At 62.8% G+C, this 20,957-nt stretch carries 18 protein-coding genes and 2 tRNA genes; 14 read left to right on the top strand and 6 right to left on the bottom strand.

What is annotated here, in order from left to right; genetic code table 11:
* Positions 1-162: 162 nt before the first annotated feature.
* The 6 genes from B5G03_RS12430 to B5G03_RS12405 form a co-directional block, all read right to left on the bottom strand.
* Complete coding sequence (locus B5G03_RS12430; RefSeq protein ID WP_087182012.1) at positions 163-1,032, bottom strand: YitT family protein; 870 nt, start codon at positions 1,030-1,032, stop codon at positions 163-165.
* Between the two features lie 338 nt (positions 1,033-1,370).
* Positions 1,371-2,096 carry a YggS family pyridoxal phosphate-dependent enzyme gene (locus B5G03_RS12425; protein ID WP_087182011.1) on the bottom strand — a complete coding sequence of 242 codons (726 nt, stop codon included), beginning with the start codon at positions 2,094-2,096 and terminating at the stop codon, positions 1,371-1,373.
* Positions 2,097-2,110: 14 nt separating this feature from the next.
* Positions 2,111-2,656: a TIGR01440 family protein gene (locus tag B5G03_RS12420; RefSeq protein WP_087182010.1), complete on the bottom strand. Its 546-nt coding sequence runs from the start codon at positions 2,654-2,656 to the stop codon at positions 2,111-2,113.
* Positions 2,657-2,741: 85 nt separating this feature from the next.
* Positions 2,742-3,119 carry a metal-dependent transcriptional regulator gene (locus tag B5G03_RS12415; RefSeq protein ID WP_087182009.1) on the bottom strand — a complete coding sequence of 126 codons (378 nt, stop codon included), beginning with the start codon at positions 3,117-3,119 and terminating at the stop codon, positions 2,742-2,744.
* Positions 3,120-3,251: 132 nt separating this feature from the next.
* A complete protein-coding gene (locus B5G03_RS12410; protein ID WP_087182008.1) occupies positions 3,252-4,175 on the bottom strand; it encodes a DHHW family protein in 924 nt (307 codons plus the stop codon).
* Complete coding sequence (locus B5G03_RS12405; RefSeq protein ID WP_087182007.1) at positions 4,165-4,851, bottom strand: hypothetical protein; 687 nt, start codon at positions 4,849-4,851, stop codon at positions 4,165-4,167. The genes B5G03_RS12410 and B5G03_RS12405 overlap by 11 nt, the downstream gene beginning before the upstream one ends.
* 420 nt (positions 4,852-5,271) lie before the next feature.
* On the opposite strand from B5G03_RS12405, the gene B5G03_RS12400 reads away from it, so the two are divergent.
* The 14 genes from B5G03_RS12400 (at position 5,272) to coaD (ending at position 20,889) form a co-directional block, all read left to right on the top strand.
* Entirely contained in the window at positions 5,272-6,150 is an 879-nt protein-coding gene (locus tag B5G03_RS12400; RefSeq protein ID WP_087182006.1) for a methylenetetrahydrofolate reductase, read from the top strand.
* A complete protein-coding gene (locus B5G03_RS12395) occupies positions 6,147-6,806 on the top strand; it encodes a vitamin B12 dependent-methionine synthase activation domain-containing protein (protein WP_087182005.1) in 660 nt (219 codons plus the stop codon). Before B5G03_RS12400 ends, B5G03_RS12395 begins: the two co-directional genes overlap by 4 nt.
* Positions 6,796-9,165 carry a homocysteine S-methyltransferase family protein gene (locus B5G03_RS12390; protein ID WP_275539305.1) on the top strand — a complete coding sequence of 790 codons (2,370 nt, stop codon included), beginning with the start codon at positions 6,796-6,798 and terminating at the stop codon, positions 9,163-9,165. Before B5G03_RS12395 ends, B5G03_RS12390 begins: the two co-directional genes overlap by 11 nt.
* A gap of 31 nt (positions 9,166-9,196) precedes the next feature.
* Positions 9,197-10,219 carry an ABC transporter substrate-binding protein gene (locus B5G03_RS12385; RefSeq protein ID WP_162613406.1) on the top strand — a complete coding sequence of 341 codons (1,023 nt, stop codon included), beginning with the start codon at positions 9,197-9,199 and terminating at the stop codon, positions 10,217-10,219.
* Positions 10,200-11,207 (top strand): FecCD family ABC transporter permease, encoded by a 1,008-nt coding sequence (locus tag B5G03_RS12380; protein ID WP_242962444.1) that lies wholly within the window; start codon positions 10,200-10,202, stop codon positions 11,205-11,207. Before B5G03_RS12385 ends, B5G03_RS12380 begins: the two co-directional genes overlap by 20 nt.
* Positions 11,200-11,958: an ABC transporter ATP-binding protein gene (locus B5G03_RS12375; RefSeq protein ID WP_087182002.1), complete on the top strand. Its 759-nt coding sequence runs from the start codon at positions 11,200-11,202 to the stop codon at positions 11,956-11,958. Before B5G03_RS12380 ends, B5G03_RS12375 begins: the two co-directional genes overlap by 8 nt.
* Positions 11,959-12,111: 153 nt before the next feature.
* The gene (locus tag B5G03_RS12370; RefSeq protein WP_087182001.1) at positions 12,112-12,519 is read left to right on the top strand and encodes a NifB/NifX family molybdenum-iron cluster-binding protein; all 408 of its coding nucleotides are present in this window, start codon (positions 12,112-12,114) and stop codon (positions 12,517-12,519) included.
* Between the two features lie 34 nt (positions 12,520-12,553).
* Positions 12,554-15,136, top strand: coding sequence for an FAD-dependent oxidoreductase (locus B5G03_RS12365; RefSeq protein WP_087182000.1), 2,583 nt, complete (start codon positions 12,554-12,556; stop codon positions 15,134-15,136).
* A gap of 261 nt (positions 15,137-15,397) precedes the next feature.
* A complete protein-coding gene (locus B5G03_RS12360; RefSeq protein WP_087181999.1) occupies positions 15,398-16,414 on the top strand; it encodes a glycosyltransferase family 2 protein in 1,017 nt (338 codons plus the stop codon).
* Positions 16,415-16,556: 142 nt separating this feature from the next.
* A complete protein-coding gene (locus B5G03_RS12355) occupies positions 16,557-18,476 on the top strand; it encodes a DUF4910 domain-containing protein (protein ID WP_162613405.1) in 1,920 nt (639 codons plus the stop codon).
* 169 nt (positions 18,477-18,645) lie between these two features.
* Positions 18,646-18,722, top strand: a tRNA-Asp gene (locus tag B5G03_RS12350).
* A 4-nt stretch (positions 18,723-18,726) separates the two neighbouring features.
* Positions 18,727-18,802 (top strand) — tRNA-Thr (locus B5G03_RS12345).
* Between the two features lie 158 nt (positions 18,803-18,960).
* Positions 18,961-20,244: a diaminopimelate decarboxylase gene (locus tag B5G03_RS12340; RefSeq protein WP_087181997.1), complete on the top strand. Its 1,284-nt coding sequence runs from the start codon at positions 18,961-18,963 to the stop codon at positions 20,242-20,244.
* A 138-nt stretch (positions 20,245-20,382) separates the two neighbouring features.
* Positions 20,383-20,889, top strand: a complete 507-nt coding sequence (coaD, locus tag B5G03_RS12335; protein ID WP_087181996.1) for a pantetheine-phosphate adenylyltransferase — start codon at positions 20,383-20,385, stop codon at positions 20,887-20,889.
* The last annotated feature ends 68 nt before the right edge of the window (positions 20,890-20,957 follow it).

Raw genomic sequence — 20,957 nt, 5'->3', positions numbered from 1 at the left:
TTTGACTGCATTTGGTTAGTGTTAACTAACAAATGCCTGATTCTTTTTACCATACCCGAAAAGAAATGTCAAGATAGAGGGCAAAAAAATGCAAGATAACGAAACCCGGCTCGGAAGAAGGCAAAAAAAAGATGCGCCCCAAACGGGACGCATCACGAAGTTTTATTTGTATTGCTTGCGCAGGGTAAAGCCGCGGCCGTGGACCTCGTTCACCGAGTCGATGATGATAAAGGCCTGAGGGTCCACCTCCTGCACCAGATGGTTCAGTTTGGCCAGCTCCCGGTTGGTGATCACGGTGAGCACCATATCCCACTCGTTGCGGGCGTAGCCGGTCTGGGCGTGGAGCAGGGTGCAGCCCCGGTCCAGCACCTTCAAGATCAGCTGGCGGATCTCGTCGCTCTTTTCGCTGAGGATCTTCACCTGGATCTTGGAGTGGCCTATCAGCACCACCTTGTCCAGCACGATGGTGTAGAGCAGCACCAGCAGGATGCCGTAGAGGATCTGCTCCCGGTTTTCGGCGAAGAACATCTGCCCGATGAGGATGGCGAAGTCCAGCCCGTACATGACCACCGAGATGGGCACACCCCAGAACTTGTTGGCCACGATGGGCGGAATGTCCATACCGCCGCTGGAAGCGCCCGCGCCGATCACCAGGCCGATGGCCGCGCCGATCATCACGCCGGCAAATACGGTGGCCAGCATGGGGTCGCGGGTCATGTCGCCAATGCCGGGAATCCAGCTGAACAGCTCTAGAAAGATGGGATAGCAGAAGGTGGATACCGCCGTGTTGAAGGCAAACCAGCGGCCCATAACCGCCGCGCCCAGAATGAACATGATCACGTTGGAGATCATCACGAAGGTGGAGATGGAAATGCCCAGCCAGTGCTGGCCGATCAGGGCCAGGCCGGTGGTACCGCCGGTAATCAGCCCGCAGGGAAGCACGAACATGTCCACCGCCAGGGCATAAAGGGCGTTGCCCGCCAGCACCAGCAGCAGGTTCCTCAGCCTGCGCGGCACCTTAAACTGTTTCATCCAAAACGACCGCCTTTCCCATCGCTCCCAAACGCCTTTGTTCAAAAGGACAGAACGATTTTGCAATATAAATAAAAGTATACAACGCTTTGGCGGCATTGCAAGGGTTTGGGCTAAGGTTCGGCAATTGTGTGCGGTGGGGGCAAATCCATGGCAAAAAGCTTGGTGAAAAAATGCAGAAAATTGCCCCTGTTTTGTGGAAAAGGCGGAAGAATGGCGTGTCTTGCTATCACTTTATTGTGGTATATTGCCAGATTGCAGCGGGAAAAATAGGCGTAAAAAAGCCCCGGCCACCGGCCGGGGCGAAAGGCTGTTTTGCGGAGAAAAGCGCCGTGGACTCAGGGCTCGGGGGGCAGGGGATAGGCCCTCGGTCCGAAGATGGCGGTGCCCACCCGAACCAGGGTGGCGCCCTCCTGAATGGCGGCCTCAAAATCGCCGCTCATGCCCATGGACAGAATCTCCATGCGGGTGCGGGTCCAGCTGCGGGCAGCGGCCTGGTCGAACAGGGCCCGCATAGCGGCGAACCAGCGGCGCTGGGCGGCGGGGTCGGTCTCCTTTGGCGGAATGCACATCAGGCCCTTGACCAGAATGTTCTCCATCCCGTCCGCCTGAGTTAAAAGTGCGGTCAGCCCCTCGGGGGCCAAGCCGCCCTTGCTGGCCTCCGCACCAATGTTCACCTGCAGCAGTACCGGCTGCACGATGCCCTGGCGGGCGGCCTCCTTCTGGACGGCCAGCAGCAGATGCTCGGAATCCACCGACTCAATCAGATCTGCCGCGCCCACCACCTGGCGCACCTTGTTGGTCTGCAGGTGGCCGATGAAATGCAGCGGGGTGGAGCCGTAGGCTCCGGCAGCCCGTTTTTCCACCAGCTCCTGCACCCGGTTTTCGCCGAATACGTCGATGCCCGCGCCCCAGGCGGCGCGCACCGTGTCCGCGGTCTGGGTCTTGCTGGCGGCGCACAGCTGCACCGATTCGGGCGCACGCCCGGCGGCCCGGCAGGCTTCCTCCATGCGGCGGCGCACCTGGGCGGTGCGCTGGGCCAGCTGTTCATGCAGTTCGTTCATCTTCGCGGCCTCCTTTACGCTTCGGCGTAGGCGGCCCGGCTGCCGCCGATGTATTTGGGACGGGTGCGGGCGCACACCAGATTGGCCTCGCCGATGCGGCGCAGGCTCAGACGAACCGGCACCGCCACCACCTTTAGGTGCATGCCGATCAGGGTGTCGCCGATGTCCATGCCCGCGTCTGCCCGGATGGCCTCCAGCGCCACCGGACGGGCGAACCGCTGCCAGCAGGTGGTGGCAAAGCTGCCGCCCGCCTTGGGCTGGGGAATCACGTTCACCGGCTCGGCCCCGGCGGGCAGGGCCTCCTCTTCCAGAATGATAGCCCGGTTCAGATGCTCGCAGCACTGAGCGGCCAGAAAAACTCCGGCCTCGCGCAGCACCGGCGCAATGCCCTCATACACGGCCTGAGCGGCCTCCAGGCTGGAGCCGTGGCCGATCTGGCTGCCCACGATCTCGCTGGAGGAGCAGCCCACCACCAGGATGCTGCCCGGCCGCAGCTTGGCGGCGGCCAGCAGCTCCCGAACGGCCTGTGCGCTCTGGGCGCGGATTTCTTCGTAATTCATGCAAACAACACCTCGTATCTGTGGTATCAATTGAAATAAGACGGGCAGCCCGGTGATTGGTGGGCTGCCCGCGGCATGGCCCTGTTCAGGCCTCCTTTTTGTGGCGATGATAGCATTCCTTGATCCGCTCGAAGCTGATCGGATGCAGGTCGTGCTCCAGGCGGCAGGCGTCCTCGCGGGCAATGTCCTCGGGAACGCCCAGGTCGATGAGCACCTGGCTGAGCAGGGTGTGCCGTTCATACACGCTCTCGGCGATGGCACGGCCCTCGTCGGTCAAGGTGATCAGGCCGATCTCGTCCACATGGATGTAACCGTTTTCCCGCAGCTTTTTCATGGCGGTGGAAACGCTGGGCTTGGAATAGGACATCTCGTTGGCGATGTCGATGGAGCGCACATGGCCCTTCCGGTGCAGAAGCACCAGGATGGTCTCCAGATAATCCTCGGCGGATTCCATGATCTTCATGGCAAAAGCCCCCTTTCCGGGCGAAAATTCTCTTATGGATATCCTACCATAATCCACCCTCTTTTGCAAACCGGACGCGCAAAAGGCCGCCTTCCGTTCCGGGGCTTCCCGGGGCGGAAAAGCGGCCTTGTTTCAGCGCAGCATGGCGCTCTCGTTCACCACCCAGCTGCTGAACAAAAACAGCACGTCCTGGTCGGTGAAGGTCACGTATTGAGGCACCAGACCGCTGACCATGTAGCGCAGGTCGATCAGGGTGATGGTGCGGTACTGTTCGCACAGAAGCGGGGCCAGGCTGCTGGCGAAGGAATCCCGGAAGATCACCAGCTCCCGGTCGGTGGCGGCGTTGGGGTTTTCGATGGTCTGCAGCGGGGTGGCCCCGTTCAGAAATACATCGTAGCTGCCCGCGCCGCTGAGCTTGGAAACATCGTAAACGGCGGTGGCGTCCGGGTACTGGAAATTGTCCACCCGGGCGGCTTCGGTGGCCGGGCTGGTCAGATAAACCAGCGTTTCCGGCTCAGCCGGGGCGGGGATGTACTTGCCGTAGCTGCCCACAAAGCCTTCAAACACATTCTGCTCCCAGCCGGACAGGTCCTGGGAAAAGCCCATGGCTTCGCCCAGCGCATTCACCACCGGCTGCAAATTTTCCTGCCGCCAGTGGGCATCGGTTTTGTAGTAGTCCGTCAGGGTCAGGTGGTCCGCAAGACCGATCCAGGTGATGGAATCATCCAGCCCGGCCTGCACCTGGCTGGCCATGGCATCGTAGTCCAGCACCGGCCAGCCCTCGTCCGGCAGGTAGTGGGATTTGTCGGGCACGATGGCACAGTACACCTTGTTCTCTTCCGTGAGCAGGGTGTCGCGAATGCTGTTTACCTTTTTTACAAAGGAATCGGCGCTCTTTTCGTTGCGCTCGCCCAGATACTGCACCCAGTAGCCCTCCTGCTGATACATGCCGTTTTCATCCGGCTGGCGGCGCTGGACGGCCAGCGGCAAGACCAGCACGGCGGCCAGCAGCAGGGCGGCCGCCGTGCAGCTTACCGCAACCGGCTTACAGCGCACCGGAAGCGTCCTCGGGCATAGCGGCCACGGGATCGGAGGTCACGTCGCCCTCGGGCATGGCCATGTCGGCGCCGACCTCGTCCTTCACAACGGTCACGTTCTCAGCGCCGAACTGGGCGGTGAAGTTGTCCAGAACGGTCTGGGCCAGGTCGTTGAAGCTCATGGTCAGCAGCACAGTGTCGCCGGAGTAGGCAACGATGGTGCGCTCTGCGCTCACGCAGATCCACTTGTTGGGGTTGGCATTGGCGGCCACGTCCTCGGCCAGCTTGGCAGCCTCTTCGGCGCTGTTGGCCTTCAGCAGGCAGACGGAATGAGCCTGGGCGCTCATGGCCGCCTCGGCGCAGATGCCCTCCTTATAGGCGCTCAGGGCAACGCCGGTGTTGTACTCGGAATTCTCCTCGGTGAGGGGAGCGTACTTGCTTCCGTCCTCCTGGGGCATGAGCATGGGCATCTGGTCCTCGGCGATGCCGTTGAACAGAGCATCCATCACGGCGGTCAGGTCGCTGGTGTCCACCGCAGCGGTGGAGCTGCTTTCGGAGGAGGAAGCAGAGGAGGAAGCGGAGGAGGAAGCCGCGCTGGAGGAGGCAGTGCTGGAGGAGCTGCCGGCGGTGGAACCGCAGGCGGCCAGAGCCAGGGCCAGGGTCAGGGCGGTGAGGGTGATTGCAAGCTTTTTCATAAAAATAACTCCTTTTTCTTTTGCCAACACCGCACAATTCACGCCTAACGGCTCAGGCGGCGTATCGCGCCAAAATTTTACGTGCTATTTTCCAAAAATGCTCGGCAAGCCACCAAGGCTTGCCTGCGCTTTTTGGTTCATATCACAAAAAAATTTCCGGCGTGCTCCACCATCTGAAATTGTGCGGTGTTGCCTTGTGTTGAACCAATGCAGGCCGCCGGGTCGCCGCACTGCCTAGTATGCCCGGGCGGGGGCGGTTTGTTGCGCCTGCTGCACGGAATACGCACGCGCGGGCCGGATTATTGCATGCAGGAAGAAAAAACTTTTTCCGATTGGTTATCTATGCTATAATAGAACAATTGTTACTGCTAATGCAATACAAAACCAAAGCAAAGCAAATAGAAGGGGAGGGCTAGCGCTATGCGTCTGTCGCAGGTGTTCCGGCAAAAAGAATGTGTATTTTCCATCGAGGTGTTTCCGCCCAAAAAGAACGGGGCCACACCCGAAAGCCTGTATCCCACGCTGGAGAAGCTGGCCGGCCTTTCGCCGGATTACATCAGCGTGACCTACGGCGCGGGCGGCGGCAAGGCGGGCCTGTCCACCGTGCAGATCGCCAAGCACCTGAAGCAGGAGCTGGGGGTGGAGCCGCTGGCCCATCTGACCGGCATCAACTCCACCCGCGAGCAGGTGGCCGAAACCGTGCAGGCACTGCAGGAGGCGGGCATTGAAAATGTGCTCACCCTGCGGGGCGACATCTGCCCCGACGCTCCCCGCAGCAAGGACTTTTTCCATGCCAGTGACCTGGCCGCCTTTGTAAAGAGCAAGGGTGATTTCTACCTGGCGGGCGCCTGCTACCCGGAGGGCCATGTGGAAAGCGAGAACCTGCGCCAGGACGTGGAGAACCTGAAATACAAGCTGGACGCGGGGGTGGAGCATCTGGTCACCCAGCTGTTCTTCGATAACGCCCGCTACTACCGCTTCATGAATCTGGTGCGCAAGGCGGGCATCCAGGCCCCGGTGCAGGCGGGCGTGATGCCCATTGTGTCCGCCCGGCAGGTGCAGCGCACTGTGGCCCTGAGCAGCGCCAGCCTGCCGCCCCGGTTCACCAAAATGATCAGCCGGTACGACGGCGACGAGGCCGCCCTGTTTGACGCGGGCATCGACTATGCCATCGAACAGCTGCGGGATCTGATCGAGGGCGGCGCGGACGGCGTGCACCTGTACGCCATGAACAACCCCGAGGTGGCTCGCCGGGTGTATGAGGGCATCCGGGACCTGCTGCCGGAGGCCAAGGCGTGATCCGGCAACTGCCCCCGGCGCTGGACCGGGCTGAGGCGCTGCGGTATCTGGGCGGCGCGGGCAAAGAGGTTCCCCCGTCGGTGGACGTGCTGCTGGACCGGGCCGCCGCCGAGCTGTGGCGCACCGCCGCGCCTCGGGCTGTGTTGCGCCGGGTGAGCGCGGACAAGCTGACCCCTCTGCTGGCCGGGCGGGACATTGCCGCCCATCTGAAGGGCTGCGACGAGGGCGTGCTGCTGGCGGTGACCCTGGGCGCCGGGGTGGACAGCGCCCTGCGCCGGGCCATGGCCACCGATATGGCCTACGGCGTGGTTTTAGATGCCGCCGCAAGCACCTTGGTAGAACAGCTGGCGAATGATCTGGAAAACGAGCAGCGGGCGCTGCTGGAACAGGAAGGACGCTATATGACCGGCCGGTTTTCCCCCGGCTACGGCGACTGGCCCATCACGGTGCAGCCTGCCTTTGTGCAGTGGCTGGACGCGGGCCGTCAGGCGGGGATCTGCTCCACCGCCAGCTGTGTGCTCACCCCGGGCAAAAGCATCACCGCCCTGTGCGGCGCGGCAGACCACCCGGTGAAGGGAAAGCTGGCAGGCTGCGCCACCTGCGCACTGCGGGAGACCTGCACAAAACGAAAGGAGGGCAAACCCTGTGCCCAATAAATTGTTTGACGAAAGCCGCGTCTGGATTCTGGACGGGGCCATGGGAACCATGCTGCAGCAGGCGGGCCTGGCTCCCGGCGAGATCCCGGATGTGTGGAGCGTGACCCATCCGGAGGTGGTGACCGGCATCCACAAGGCTTATCTGGAAGCGGGTTCCAACTTCATCAGCACCAACACCTTCGGCGCCAACGGCAAAAAGCTGGCGGGCTGCGGCTACACGGTGGCCCAGGTGGTCACCGCCGCGGTGCAGTGCGCCAAAAAGGCCGCCGAGGGCACCAATGCAAAAATTCTGCTGGACATCGGCCCTCTGGGCGAGATGCTCCAGCCCATGGGCACTTTGCCCTTTGAGCAGGCCTGTGACCTGTTCAAAGAAGTGGTGACGGCGGGCGCTGCCGCCGGTGCGGACGCGGTGTACTTCGAGACCATGACCGACCTGCTGGAGGTGAAGGCGGGCATTCTGGCCGCCAAGGAAACCTGCGATCTGCCGGTGATGGCCTCCATGACCTTTGAAGCCACCGGCCGCACCTTTACCGGCTGCCAGGTGGAAAGCTTTGCGGTGACCGCCCAGGGCCTGGGCGCGGACGCGGTGGGCATCAACTGCTCGCTGGGCCCCGCCGAGATCATGCCTCTGGTGGAGCGGCTCTGCGCCGCCTGCCGCCTGCCGGTGTTCGCAAAGCCCAACGCGGGCCTGCCCGACCCGGCCACCGGTCTGTACGATCTGCACCCGGCGGATTTCCGGGACCAGATGGACCAGTACAAGCGGCTGGGTGTGGCCGCGGTGGGCGGCTGCTGCGGCACCAGCCCGGCTTACTTGAAAAAGCTGGCGGAGTGCTTCGCGGGCTGCGCCCCCAAACGGGCGGCCTACCAGCCGGAAAGCTGGGTCTGCTCGGCCATGCAGGCGGTGAAGGTGCGCCCCGGCACCGTGATCGGCGAGCGCATCAACCCCACCGGCAAAAAGAAGATGAAGGAAGCTTTGCGGGCCGGGGATATGGACTACCTGCTGGGCCAGGCGGTGGAGCAGGCCCAGGCAGGCGCACAGATTCTGGATGTGAACGTGGGCCTGCCCGAGATCGACGAGGCGGAGATGATGCGCCGGGCGGTGACCGCCATCCAGGGCGTGACCGAGCTGCCCCTGCAGCTGGACTCCACCCGCCCCGAGGTGCTGGAGGCAGGCCTGCGGGTGTACAACGGCAAGCCCATCGTGAACTCGGTGAACGCCGAGCCCGCGGTGCTGGCGGCGGTGCTGCCCCTGTGCAAAAAGTACGGCGCGGCGGTGGTTGGCCTGACCCTGAACGACAGCGGCATCCCCGCCAAAGCGGAGGACCGGGTGGAGATGGCTCGCCGCATTCTGGACGCGGCGCTGGAGGCGGGCATCCCCAAGGAGGATGTGTACATCGACTGCCTGACCCTGACCGCCAGCGCCCAGCAGCAGGACGTGTGGGACACCCTGCGGGCGGTGCGCACCGTTAAGGAAGAGCTGGGCCTGAAGACCGTTCTGGGCGTATCCAACGTGTCCTTCGGCCTGCCGGTGCGGCCCCAGCTGAACACGGCCTTTCTGGGCATGGCCCTGGCCCATGGGCTGGACCTGCCCATCATGAATCCCAACGAGCCCTCCATGATGGCGGCGGTGCGTTCCTTCCGGGTGTTCACCGCTCAGGACGAGGGTGCCGCAGAGTACATTGCGGCCTATGGCGGCCAGACCGCCGCCCCGGTGCAGACTGCGGCCCAGCCCGGCGTACCGGTGGATCTGAAGGACGCGGTGGTCCTGGGTCTGAAGGCACAGGCGGGCGAGGCGGCCCGGCTGGCGCTGGAGACCACCGACCCCCAGGAGCTGGTGAACGGGGTGCTGATCCCGGCGCTGGACCAGGTGGGCGACGCTTTCGAAAAGGGCACCTGTTTCCTGCCCCAGCTGCTGCAGAGCGCGGCGGCGGCCCAGGCGGCCTTCGACGAGGTGAAAACCGCCATTGAAAAGCAGGGCGTTTCCGGCGAAAAGAAGGGCCCCATCGTGGTGGCCACCGTGAAGGGCGACATCCACGACATCGGCAAGAACATCGTGAAGGTGATTCTGGAAAACTACGGCTACCGGGTGATCGACCTGGGCCGGGACGTGCCGCCGGAGGCGGTGGTGGAGGCGGCCAGCCGCCACGGCGCAAAGCTGGTGGGCCTGAGCGCCCTGATGACCACCACCCTGCCCGCCATGCAGCAGACCATCGAGGCGCTGCGCACGGCCGGAGTGGACTGCAAAATCATGGTGGGCGGCGCGGTGCTCACGCCGGACTACGCCAAGATGATCGGCGCGGATTACTATGTAAAGGATGCCAAATGCTCGGCGGACGTGGCCCGGCAGATTTTTGGCTAAGCTTATTGCCACGCACACAGGAGAACAAACCATGAAAACAGGCAAACAGATCGGCGCGGCTGTGCTGGCCGCGGCCCTTTCCGCCGCCCTGCTCACGGGCTGCGGCGCGGCTCAGAGCAGCGGCAGCAGTACGGCCAGCAGCGCGGCGGCCAGTGCGGCCTCCCAGCAGGCTCAGCCGGGCAGCACCAGCCAGGGCGAAGGGGCTTACACCTTCACCGATGCGGTGGGCAACACGGTCACGGTGGAGAGCACCGACCGGGTGGTGGCCACCTACGGCAGCTACGCCGAGACCTGGACCCTGGCGGGCGGCACCCTGGTGGGTGCCACCCAGGATGCCATCGAGGAGCGGGGCATGGACCTGGGCGAGGAGGTGGCCATCATCGGCACCGTGAAGGAGCCCAACCTGGAGGAGATCATCGCCGCCGACCCGGATTTTGTCATTATGAACGCGGACACCTCCAGCCAGGTGGACATGGACCAGGCACTCACCCAGGCGGGCATTACCCATGCCTACTACCGGGTGGATTCCTTCGAGGAATATCTGGACATGCTGGCCCAGCTGTGTCAGTTCACCGGCCGTCAGGACCTGTACGAGCAGAACGGACTGGCGGTCAAAGAACAGATCGATCAGATCCGTGAGCTGGTAAAGGACGAGGAAAACCCCACGGTATTGCTGCTGCGGGCCTACTCCACCGGTGTGAAGGCCAAGGGAGCCGACAACATGGTGGGCTACATGCTGGAGGACCTGGGCGCGGACAACATGGTGGCCCGGCATGAGTCGCTTCTGGAGGACATCAACCTGGAGGAGATCATCGCCGAGGACCCGGACTACATCTTCATCACCACCATGGGCTCGGAGCAGCAGGCCATGGACTACATGGCCCAGAACGTGGAGAACAACCCGGCCTGGCAGCAGCTGACCGCGGTGCAGAACGACCGCTGCCTGACCCTGCCCAAGGACCTGTTCCACTACAAGCCCAATGCACGCTGGGGGGAGAGCTATGCATATCTTGCCAAGATCCTTTACCCGGAGCTTGCCGGCCAGATCGGCTAAAGGCAAGCTGACGGTGCTGGCCGTGCTGGCGGTGGCTGTGGTCGTTGCCGCGGTGATCAGCCTGTGCAGCGGCAGCCAGGCCCTTTCCCTGGGCCAGCTGTGGCAGGTGCTGCGCACCGGCGACACCGGCTCCACCACCTGGCGCATCTTTGTGTATGTGCGCCTGCCCCGCACCCTGGCCTGCATGCTGGCGGGCCTTGCGCTGGCGGTGGCGGGCGCCCTCATTCAGGGCGTGCTGAACAATGCAATGGCCAGCCCCAATGTGATCGGCGTGAACTCCGGCGCGGGCTTTTTCGCCATCGCGGCGGCCACTTTACTGCCCGACGTGCCGGGAATCATGGCGGCGGCCGCCTTTCTGGGGGCTCTGCTCACCACCTTGTTTATTTACGGTCTGGCGGCAAAGGCGGGGCTTTCCCGGGTCACGCTGGTGCTGGCGGGCATCGCGGTGAGCGGCATCCTCTCCGCCGGAATCGACACCATCACCCTGCTCTATCCGGACCAGGTGGTGGGAGCCACCGGCTTCATGACCGGCAGCTTTTCCGGCGTGGCCCTCAGTTCTCTGTGGCCGGCGGCGGCCTACATCGGCGCGGGCTTTGTGCTGGCGCTGTTTCTGGCGGCGGACCTGGACCTGCTGCAGCTGGGGGAGGAGACTGCCTCCTCGCTGGGCATGCGGGTGGGCCTGGTACGCTTTCTGTGCATTCTGGCCTCCAGCCTGCTGGCAGGTGCGGCAGTGAGCTTCGCGGGCCTGCTGGGCTTTGTGGGCCTGCTGGTGCCCCATGCGGCCCGGCGGCTGGTGGGCGGTGAAAATCGGTTTCTGCTGCCTGCATCGGCGCTGCTGGGCATGGCCTTTGTGCTGGCGTGCGACAGCCTGGGCCGGGTGCTGTTTGCCCCCTTCGAGCTGCCGGTGGGCATCCTCATGTCCTTCCTGGGCGGGCCGTTTTTCCTGTTTTTGCTGCTGCGTCAGAAAAGGAGCCGGGTCTATGATTGAATTGAAGCACATCACCGCCGGGTACCAGGGCGGCGTGGTCCTGCGGGACGTGTCGCTCACCATCCCCGCCGGGCGCATCACCACCCTGATCGGCCCCAATGGCTGCGGCAAAACCACTCTGCTGCGGGTGGCGGCCCGGCAGCTGACCCCTTCCGCCGGTCAGGTGCTGGCGGCGGGCCGCCCGGCGGAGGATTACGACCGCCGGGAGTTTGCCCGGTTTGCCTCGCTGATGCCCCAGGTGCGGGATGTGCCCGCCATCACGGTGGAAAGCCTGGTGGCCCATGGGCGGTTTCCCTATCTGGGGCTTTCCCGCCGTATGCGGCCGGAGGACCGGCAAAAGGTGGCCCAGGCCATGCAGGCTGCCGGGGTGGAGCAATGGCGCGGGCGGGACCTGCGGGAGCTTTCCGGCGGCGAGCGCCAGCGGGCCTACATCGCCATGGCTCTGGCGCAGGATACCCAGATCATCCTGCTGGACGAGCCCACCACCTATCTGGATCTGGGGGTCCAGTTCGAGATTCTGAGCCTTCTCCAGCGGCTGAACAAGCAGGGCAAGACCATTGTAATGGTGCTGCACGATTTGGCCCAGGCGCTGCGGGTGAGCCATCACATCGCCCTGATGGAAGCCGGGCAGCTGGTGGCCTTTGAAACGCCGGAGCAGATGTTCCGCTCCGGCCGCATCGACCGGGTGTTCGGCGTGTGCGGTCACCGGGACGAAGAAGGGGAATATTATTTTACGCCTGCGCACAAATAAAGTGATTCGGGGCAGCTTTTGTGACTTTGTCAATTGCAAAAGCTGCCCCGAAAGGCGTAATATAGAGGTATAAAATTATCAAAGTGCGGTCGGACCGGGGCCTTTGGCTGCCCGTGGGCGGCCGTTTCTTTGCGTAAAAGAGGTTGAAGAAGAATGAAAATCGCGGTTACTTACGAAAACGGCAACGTATTCCAGCACTTTGGCCACACCGAGCAGTTCAAGCTGTATGAGGCCGAGGGCAAGCAGATCACCGGCAGCCAGGTGGTGGACACCAACGGCCAGGGCCACGGCGCGCTGGCGGGCTTTCTGCAGGCCCAGGGCGTGCAGGTGCTGATCTGCGGCGGCATCGGCGGCGGCGCGCGCCAGGCGCTGGCCCAGGCGGGCATCGCGGTGTACGCGGGCGCGGCGGGCAGCACCGACGCGGCGGTGGAGCAGCTGCTGCAGGGCGCTTTGCCCCAGAACGGCGATGTGACCTGCAATCATCATCATGAGGAGGGCGAGGGCCACGAATGCGGCAGCCACGGCGCTTCCCACAGCTGCGGCGGCCATTGCCACGGCTGAGCACAAACGGCTTGAGAGAACAGGGGGAAACCAAATGAAGGTATTGATCCTGGGCGGCGTTGCCGCCGGTACCAAAGCTGCCGCGAAGATCAAGCGGCAGGACCCGGCCACGGATGTGACCATTCTGGTCAAGGACCGGGACATCTCCTATGCGGGCTGCGGCCTGCCCTACTATGTGGGCGGCCTGATCAAGACCCGCGACGAGCTGATCGTGAATACTCCTCAGAAATACACCGCCCTCACCGGGGCCAAGGTGCTCACCGGCCGGGAGGCCGTGGGCCTGAATGCGGCCGCCAAGACCGTGACCGCCAAGAACCTGACCAGCGGCGAGACCGAAACCTATGAATACGATTCCCTGATCATCGCCACCGGCGCGTCCAGCGTGATTCCGCCCATCGAGGGCGCGGCCCAGCAGGGCGTGTTCAAGCTGCGCACCCCGGACGATGCCATCGCCCTGCGCGGCTATCTGGAGCAGAACGCCGCCAAGAACGCAGTGGTCATCGGCGGCGGCTTCATCGGCCTGGAGGCGGCGGAGAACCTGCTGGCCCAGGGCCTCGCTGTAACCGTGCTGGACGTGGCGGGCCAGATCATGCCCGGCGTGCTGGATGAGGAAATGGCCGGCTTTGCCCGCAAGAAGCTGCAGGCGGCTGGCATCCGGGTGATGACCGGCACCGCGGCCCAGGCCATTCTGGGCGACGGCCGGGTCACCGCCGTCAAGACCGAGGCGGGCACTCTGCCTGCCGATGTGGTGGTGGTGAGCGCGGGCATCCGTCCCAATACCGCTTTCCTGGAGGGCAGCGGCCTGGAAATGGTCAAGGGCACCATCCCGGTGGACGGCCAGCTGCGCACCAACCTGCCGGATGTGTACGCCGCGGGCGACTGCGCCCTGGTGACCAACCGGCTCACCGGTGCGGCCCAGTGGTCGCCCATGGGCTCCTCCGCCAACATGGAGGGCCGCACCCTGGCCCTGGCGCTGACCGGCGAGAACAAGCGTTATCCCGGCGTGCTGGGCACCGGCGTGGTCAAGCTGCCCGGCCTGAACTGCGGCCGCACCGGCCTGACCGAGGCCGCCGCCCGTCAGGCGGGCTATGACGTGGTCACTGCCCTGATGGTCAGCGACGACAAAGCTCATTACTACCCGGATTCCGCCTGGTTTGCCACCAAGCTCATCGCCGACAAGGCCACCCACAAGCTGCTGGGCATCCAGGTGCTGGGCCCCGGCGCGGTGGACAAGATGGTGGACATTGCGGTGACCGGCATCTCCATGGGCGCGGCCCTGGAGGACTTCGACAATCTGGACCTGGCCTATGCGCCGCCCTTCTCCACCGCCATCCATCCCTTCGTGCAGGCGGTGTATCTGTTGGAGAACAAGCTGGAGGGCAAGATCGCCAGCATCACCCCCGCCGAGTACCAGGCGGGCGCGGCCAAGGGCTACCGGGTGGTGGATGCCACCCCGGCTCCCAGCATCCACGGCGCCACCTTCGTGCAGCTGGAAACTCTGAACGGACCGGTGGAGGGTCTGGACAAGGACGACAAGCTGCTGATCGTGTGCAACAAGGGCAAGCGGGCCTACTTCATGCAGAACCGGCTGCGCAGCTACGGCTACACCAACACCCTGGTGCTGGAGGGCGCCAGCTTCTTCAACGACGTGCGTGTGGAGTCTGTGGGCGCAAAGGTGTCCCCCGCTGAGGTCACCCGGGTGAAGGCGCTGGGCTTCCTGTGGGACAAGCGCACCCCGGACAAGTTCAACGGCCGGGTGATCACCCGCAACGGCAAGCTCACCGCCGCCGAGCAGATGGCAGTGGCCCAGGCCGCCGAGAAGTTCGGCAGCGGCGAGGTGACCATGACCAGCCGTCTGACCCTGGAAATCCAGGGCGTGCCCTTTGCCAACATCGAGCCCCTGCGGGAGTACCTGCTGAACGCCGGCCTGGAAATGGGCGGCACCGGCAGCAAGGTGCGCCCGGTGGTTTCCTGCAAGGGCACCACCTGCCAGTACGGCCTGATCGATACCTTCGATCTTTCTCAGGAGATTCACGAGCGGTTCTACAAGGGCTACCATGAGGTTAAGCTGCCCCACAAGTTCAAGATCGCCGTGGGCGGCTGCCCCAACAACTGCGTCAAGCCGGACCTGAACGACCTGGGCGTGATCGGCCAGCGCATTCCCCAGATTCAGCTGGATAAGTGCCGCGGCTGCAAGGTCTGCCAGATCGAGGAGACCTGCCCCATCCACGTGGCCAAGATGGAGGACGGCAAAATCCACATCGACCCCGAGGCCTGCAACCACTGCGGCCGCTGCGTGGGCAAGTGCCCCTTCAAGGCCGTGGAGGATCACATCGACGGCTACCGCATCTACATCGGCGGCCGCTGGGGCAAGAAGGTTGCCCAGGGCCGTTACCTGGATAAGGTCTTCACCGACCGCCAGGAGGTGCTGGATGTGATCGAAAAGGCCATTCTGCTGTTCCGCGAGCAGGGCATCACCGGCGAGCGCTTCGCCGACACCGTGGCCCGCATCGGCTTCGAGGAGGTGCAGCGCCAGCTGCTGGACAGCGGTCTGCTGGCCCGCAAGCAGGAGAACCTGGCTGCGCAGAAGCACATGAAGGGCGGCGCCACCTGCTGACCGGGCAGGGGAGCTTTCCGCTTGAAAAAACATTGAAAAACGGCGCATCCCTTGGCTGGGGTGCGCCGTTTTGTTGTAAAAGTTGTAAGAAATGGAGAAAAGTCGCATAAATTTGTGGGATTCACTTGACTTTGAACATTGTTCGCGCGATGATATATAAGTAACATTATGTCAAATTATGACCAAAACAGCTTGCGGACCGGCTCGATCACCCCTCTTTCGGGCGGCGGGGCGGCAAATCAATATAAAGGTGTGTGAAACATGAAACTGTTATCGATCGCAGTGCCCTGCTTCAACTCGCAGGACTACATGCGCCATTGTGTGGATACCCTGCTCACTGGCGGCGACGAGGTGGAGATCCTGATCGTGAACGACGGCTCCAAGGACGATACCGCTGCCATTGCTGACGAATATGAACGGCTGTACCCCGGCATCGTGCGGGCCGTGCATCAGGAGAACGGCGGCCACGGCGCGGCGGTGATGGCCGGGCTGAAGAACGCTCAGGGCCGTTACTTCAAGGTTGTGGACAGCGACGACTGGGTGGATGAAGAGGCCTTTGCCAAGATCCTGTGCGCCCTGCGCGGCTTCGTGCACGGCGGCCAGGAGGTGGACCTGGTGGTGAGCAACTTTGTGTACGACAAGGTGGGCGCCCGCCACAAAAAGGTAATGAGCTACGGCAACGCCCTGCCCGAAGAGCAGGTGATTGGCTGGGATCAGGTGGGCCGCTTCCGCAAAGGCCAGTACATCCTGATGCACTCGGTAATCTACCGCACCCAGCTGCTGATCGACAGCGGCCTGGACCTGCCTCGCCACACCTTCTATGTGGATAACCTGTTCGTGTACGTGCCCATGCAGTACGTGAAGAGCATCTACTACATCAATGTGGATTTCTACCACTACTTTATCGGCCGCAATGACCAGTCGGTGAACGAGAGCGTAATGATTAAGCGCATTGACCAGCAGATCAAGGTGAACAAGCTGATGCTGCAGCAGGTGCGCCTGCAGGGCATCAAGAACACCCGCCTGCGCCAGTACCTGTACAACTATCTGGAGATCATCACCGTGGTTTCTTCCATTCTGATGATCCGCAGCGGCACCGCCGAGAACCTGGCTAAGAAGCAGGAGCTGTGGGACCACATCAAGGCCAACGATCCCTGGGCCTACTACCGGCTGCGCCGTGGCGTGATGGGCCAGGCCATGAACTGGAACAATCCGGTGGGCCGCGCCTTCGCGGTGTCCGCCTACAAGATCAGCCAGAAGATCTTCGGCTTCAACTAATCCATTTAAAAAGCCTTGCAAATCCCCTGAAGCGCTGCTTCGGGGGATTTGTTTTTGCTCATATGCTTTTTTACACTACCGGATGAAATTGTCGCGGCGGGGTGGTATAATGGAACAAAAAACGAAACGGGGTGCGCGGCAGATGATGCAACAGACCATAAAGACAATGAAGGAACGGATACAGACCCGAGGGCTGTATCAAATCGTAAAAGAGGTGAGCAGCTTCCACCGCATCCAGGCCAGCGGCGGCTTCCGGGCGGCGGCCAACTGGTGCTGCGACTGGCTGAACCGCCAGGGCGTGCAGGCTCAGGTGCTCCATTATCCGGCTCCGGCGGGGGGCTACGCAGGCAGCTACCGGCTGTTTCAGGAGTGGAACTGTACCGCGGGCTGGTGCCGTCTGGCCGGGCCGGAGGGCTTTGTGCTGGCGGATTACTCGGTGGAGCCCATTTCCCTGATTCAGAAAAGCTGCGCCTGCGACTGGCGGGACAAAACGCTGGATCTGGTGGAGATGACCGAGGGCTGCCACGAAGAAGCCTACGAGGGCTGGGACCTGGAGGGCAAGGTGCTCTTCACCCACCAGCACATCAACAAATTCAGCTGGGCCATCCAGAAACGGGGTGCTCTGGGTATCGTATCGGATTATCTGAACGAGACGCCCCACGTGCGCATCCCCGAGGAGCTGCTGGACGCGCTGAACTACACCTCCTTCTGGTGGGAGCACACCCCCGGTGAGCGGCAGGCCTTCGGGTTCGTGGTGTCGCCCCGGACCTCGCTGCGGCTGCAAAAGCTGTGCCGTGAGCGGCGGCAGGCCTTCGAGAAAGGGGAGTGCGAAAGCCCCTATCTTGCACTGAACGCCTATGTGGAGGCCACGCTGGAAAACGGCACCAGCGAGGTGGTGGAGGCGGTACTGCCCGGCGAGAGCGAGGAGAGCGTGCTGGTCTGCGCCCATCTGTGCCACCCCTGCGCCAGTGCCAACGACAACGCCTCCGGCGTGGCCGGGGCCATGACCCTGATAGCGGCCATCCACGCAGCGGTGGAGGAGGGGCAGCTGCCGCCGCTGAAAAAGACCATCCGGATGATTCTGGTGCCCGAATTCACCGGAACCTATAATTATCTGAACGACGGGCGGGACACGTCCCTCTACACCGCGGGCATTAACCTGGATATGATCGGCGCAAAGCAGGAGGACACCACTGGCCCCATCACCGTGACCTGCCTTCCCTTCGCCATGCCTAGCTTTGAGGGGGACCTGGCCACCCTGCTGCTGCAGGAGCTCAAGCAGGAGACAAACAGCCGGGAGGACCTGCTGCTGCAAAATGTGCGCACCGACGCGGTGCCCTTCGGCCTGGGCAGCGACCATTTTATCCTGAGTGACCCGCAGGTGGGCATCCCCAGCATCATGCTGGGCCAGTGGCCGGACAAATACTACCACACCAGCGCCGACACCATCGAGCGGCTGGACATGAACGTGCTGAAATTCTCCACCCTGCTGGCGGCGGTGTATGTGTATACCCTGTGTGATCTGCACAAGCGGGACGCCCGGCTGATTCTGAACCACCAGTGCACCCGGCTCATGGCCAGGATGGAGACCATCACCCGGCGGGCCATGCTGGCCCACAGCGACCCCAGGGAGCTGGCGGCCCAGCTGGGAGCCCTGAAGGAGTTCTACACCGAAGCCGCCCGGCGGCTGTGTGAGCAGGCGGGGCTGGACCCGTCAAAGCCGCTGGCAAGGCTGAACGCCTTGCTGCCCGGCCGGGTGCAGTGGGCCGAGGAAGGCCCGGTGTACCGCCGCCTCTTCGGCGACCCGCTGGAATCGCTGGAAAAGCGGATGCTGGACGAGCCGGACAAGCTGGCCCTGGTGCGGGAGTATGACCGCCGCTATGAGGCCGAGCCGGACAAGGCCATGCAGGAGGCGCTGTGCGGCTATTACATCGACGGGACCCGCAGCTGCGGCCGGGTGGCGGATCAGGTGATCGCCGAGCTGGGCGGCGGCAATCGGGAAATGCTGCTGGAGTATCAGCGGCTGCTGGAAGTGTGCGGCCTGCTGGAAATGGTGCAGTAAAACCTCTTTTCCGGGCGGCGGGCGAATGGGCGAAAAGCCCCGCCCGCCGCCGGTTTTTGGGGACAAAAAAGCGTCGCAAAAAAAGTTTAAAATTTTTTTGAAAAAGTGGTTGACAATCGGGGGAACTGTCTGTATAATACTAAGAGTCGCCACAAGGCAACGCAAAGATGGCCCGGTAGTTCAGTTGGTTAGAACGCTAGCCTGTCACGCTAGAGGTCGTGGGTTCGAGCCCCATCCGGGTCGCCATCTTGCTGCTATAGCTCAGTCGGTAGAGCGCATCCTTGGTAAGGATGAGGTCAGCAGTTCAAATCTGCTTAGCAGCTCCATGGTCAAAGCCCTTCAAACATTTCGTTTGAAGGGCTTTTTTGCTGCCTGCAAAACATGTCGTTGCGCAGTGGGTCCCTTTTGTGTTATACTGTGCTAAAATAAACGCTGTGTGAGTAAACCGGGCGAACAGCCCGTGGGAAAGGGAGACAAGATCACCATGCAAAAGCATCCGTTCATCAGCCTGGAGCAGGCCCAGACGATCATTGAGGACGTGCCCACGCCCTTTCATATCTACGACGAAAAGGGCATTCGGGAAAATGCCCGCCGCTTGAACGCGGCCTTCGCCTGGAATGAGGGCTACAAGGAATACTTCGCGGTGAAGGCCACACCCACTCCGGCGCTGCTGAAGATTTTGCAGGAGGAGGGCTGCGGGGTGGACTGCTCCACCTACACCGAGCTGCTGCTCAGCGAGGCCTGCGGCTTTACCGGCCAGGATGTGATGTTCTCCTCCAACGTGACCCCTGCCCAGGACATGAAAAAGGCCTGCCAGATGGGCGCCTACATCAATCTGGACGACTACACCCACGTGGAATTTCTGGAACGGGTGGCCGGTGTGCCGGAAACCGTGTTCTGCCGCTACAATCCGGGCGGCGTGTTCAGCATGGGCAACGACATTATGGACAACCCCGGTGAGGCCAAATACGGCATGACCGAGGAGCAGATGACCTCCGCCTTTGAAAAGCTGATGAAGAAGGGCGCCAAGCAGTTCGGCATCCACGCTTTCCTGGCCAGCAACACCACCAGCAACGATTATTACCCGGCCCTGGCCGAGATTCTGTTCCGGCTGGCGGTGCGGCTGAACAAGGCCACCGGCGCGAAGATCAAGTTCATCAACCTGTCCGGCGGCGTGGGCGTGGACTACCGCCCCGAGGAGCCCGCCAGCGACATTGCCGCCATCGGCGAGGGCGTGCGCAAAAAGTTCGAGGAGATCCTGGTGCCCGCGGGCATGGGCGATGTGTCCATCTTCACCGAGCTGGGCCGGTTCATGCTGGCCCCCTACGGCCATCTGGTGGCCACTGTGCTCCATGAAAAGCATATTCAAAAGGACTACCTGGGCCTGGACGCCTGCGCCGCCAACCTGATGCGCCCGGCCATGTACGGCGCGTACCATCACATCACCGTGCTGGGCAAGGAAAATGAGCCCTGCGACCATGTGTACGATGTGACCGGCGGCCTGTGCGAGAACAACGACAAGTTCGCCATCGACCGGGCCCTGCCGGAGACCGGCATCGGCGACGTGCTGGTCATCCACGACACCGGCGCCCACGGCTTCTCCATGGGCTACAACTACAACGGCAAGCTGCGCAGCGCCGAGGTGCTGCTGCACGAGGACGGCAGCCATGAGGTGATCCGTCGGGCCGAAACCCCCATGGATTACTTCGCCACACTGGACAACACCCCCTTCTACCAGAAGCTCTGCGAGCTGTGCGAGCAGGACTGACGGGCAAAAAGCGGCGGCCAAAATGCAATTGACAAGGCCGCTTTTCCGGGGGTATACTTAATGGCGCCCGCCGTGCATTGCGGCGGGAAAACGGCCAACAGCGGGCCCAGCGGCCCCCAGCGGAAAGGAAAACGCTTTATGGAAAAACGCATCGCCATCTGCCCCGGCAGCTTTGACCCCATCACCAAGGGCCACCTGGACATCATCCGCCGGGCCTCGGGCCTGTTTGACGAGGTGATCGTGCTGATCCTGGTGAACTACGCCAAGAGCAACACCGCATTTACCCCCGCCGAGCGGGTGGAGCTGGCCCGCCGCGTCACCAAGGATATGCCCAACGTGCGGGTGGACTTCTTCGGCGGCCTGCTGGCCGACTACGCCTCCCACGTGGGGGCCTGCACCCTGATCAAGGGCCTGCGGGCGGTGAGCGATTTTGAATACGAGTTCCAGATGGCGCTCACCAACAAAAAGCTATGCCCCACCCTGGAGACCATGTTCATGACCACCGACATCAAGTACATGTATCTGTCCTCCTCCATCGTTCGGGAGGTGGCCACCATGGGCGGCGATATCTCCGAGTTTGTCTGCCCCGAGATCATCGACGACATCCGCCGCCGTCTCGGCCCCAAGACCGAAGAGAACAAATAAACAAACGCAAAAAGCAGCCCCCTGCACGGTATTCCGGCAGGGGGCTGCTTTTGGTTTGTTTTGAGGGG

Origin of the sequence: Gemmiger sp. An50, assembly GCF_002161595.1 — a bacterium.
Lineage (GTDB): Bacteria > Bacillota > Clostridia > Oscillospirales > Ruminococcaceae > Allofournierella.
Note: the sequence above shows the minus strand (reverse complement) of the source record. Positions and strands in the feature narration are given on the sequence as shown.

Coding starts and splice junctions, on each gene's coding strand:
- B5G03_RS12430 (WP_087182012.1), bottom strand. CDS start 1,032: ATGAAACAGTTTAAGGTGCCGCGCAGGCTGAGGAACCTGCTGCTGGTG.
- B5G03_RS12425 (WP_087182011.1), bottom strand. CDS start 2,096: ATGAACGAACTGCATGAACAGCTGGCCCAGCGCACCGCCCAGGTGCGC.
- B5G03_RS12420 (WP_087182010.1), bottom strand. CDS start 2,656: ATGAATTACGAAGAAATCCGCGCCCAGAGCGCACAGGCCGTTCGGGAG.
- B5G03_RS12415 (WP_087182009.1), bottom strand. CDS start 3,119: ATGAAGATCATGGAATCCGCCGAGGATTATCTGGAGACCATCCTGGTG.
- B5G03_RS12405 (WP_087182007.1), bottom strand. CDS start 4,851: ATGAAAAAGCTTGCAATCACCCTCACCGCCCTGACCCTGGCCCTGGCT.
- B5G03_RS12400 (WP_087182006.1), top strand. CDS start 5,272: ATGCGTCTGTCGCAGGTGTTCCGGCAAAAAGAATGTGTATTTTCCATC.
- B5G03_RS12385 (WP_162613406.1), top strand. CDS start 9,197: ATGAAAACAGGCAAACAGATCGGCGCGGCTGTGCTGGCCGCGGCCCTT.
- B5G03_RS12375 (WP_087182002.1), top strand. CDS start 11,200: ATGATTGAATTGAAGCACATCACCGCCGGGTACCAGGGCGGCGTGGTC.
- B5G03_RS12370 (WP_087182001.1), top strand. CDS start 12,112: ATGAAAATCGCGGTTACTTACGAAAACGGCAACGTATTCCAGCACTTT.
- B5G03_RS12365 (WP_087182000.1), top strand. CDS start 12,554: ATGAAGGTATTGATCCTGGGCGGCGTTGCCGCCGGTACCAAAGCTGCC.
- B5G03_RS12360 (WP_087181999.1), top strand. CDS start 15,398: ATGAAACTGTTATCGATCGCAGTGCCCTGCTTCAACTCGCAGGACTAC.
- B5G03_RS12355 (WP_162613405.1), top strand. CDS start 16,557: ATGATGCAACAGACCATAAAGACAATGAAGGAACGGATACAGACCCGA.
- B5G03_RS12340 (WP_087181997.1), top strand. CDS start 18,961: ATGCAAAAGCATCCGTTCATCAGCCTGGAGCAGGCCCAGACGATCATT.
- coaD (WP_087181996.1), top strand. CDS start 20,383: ATGGAAAAACGCATCGCCATCTGCCCCGGCAGCTTTGACCCCATCACC.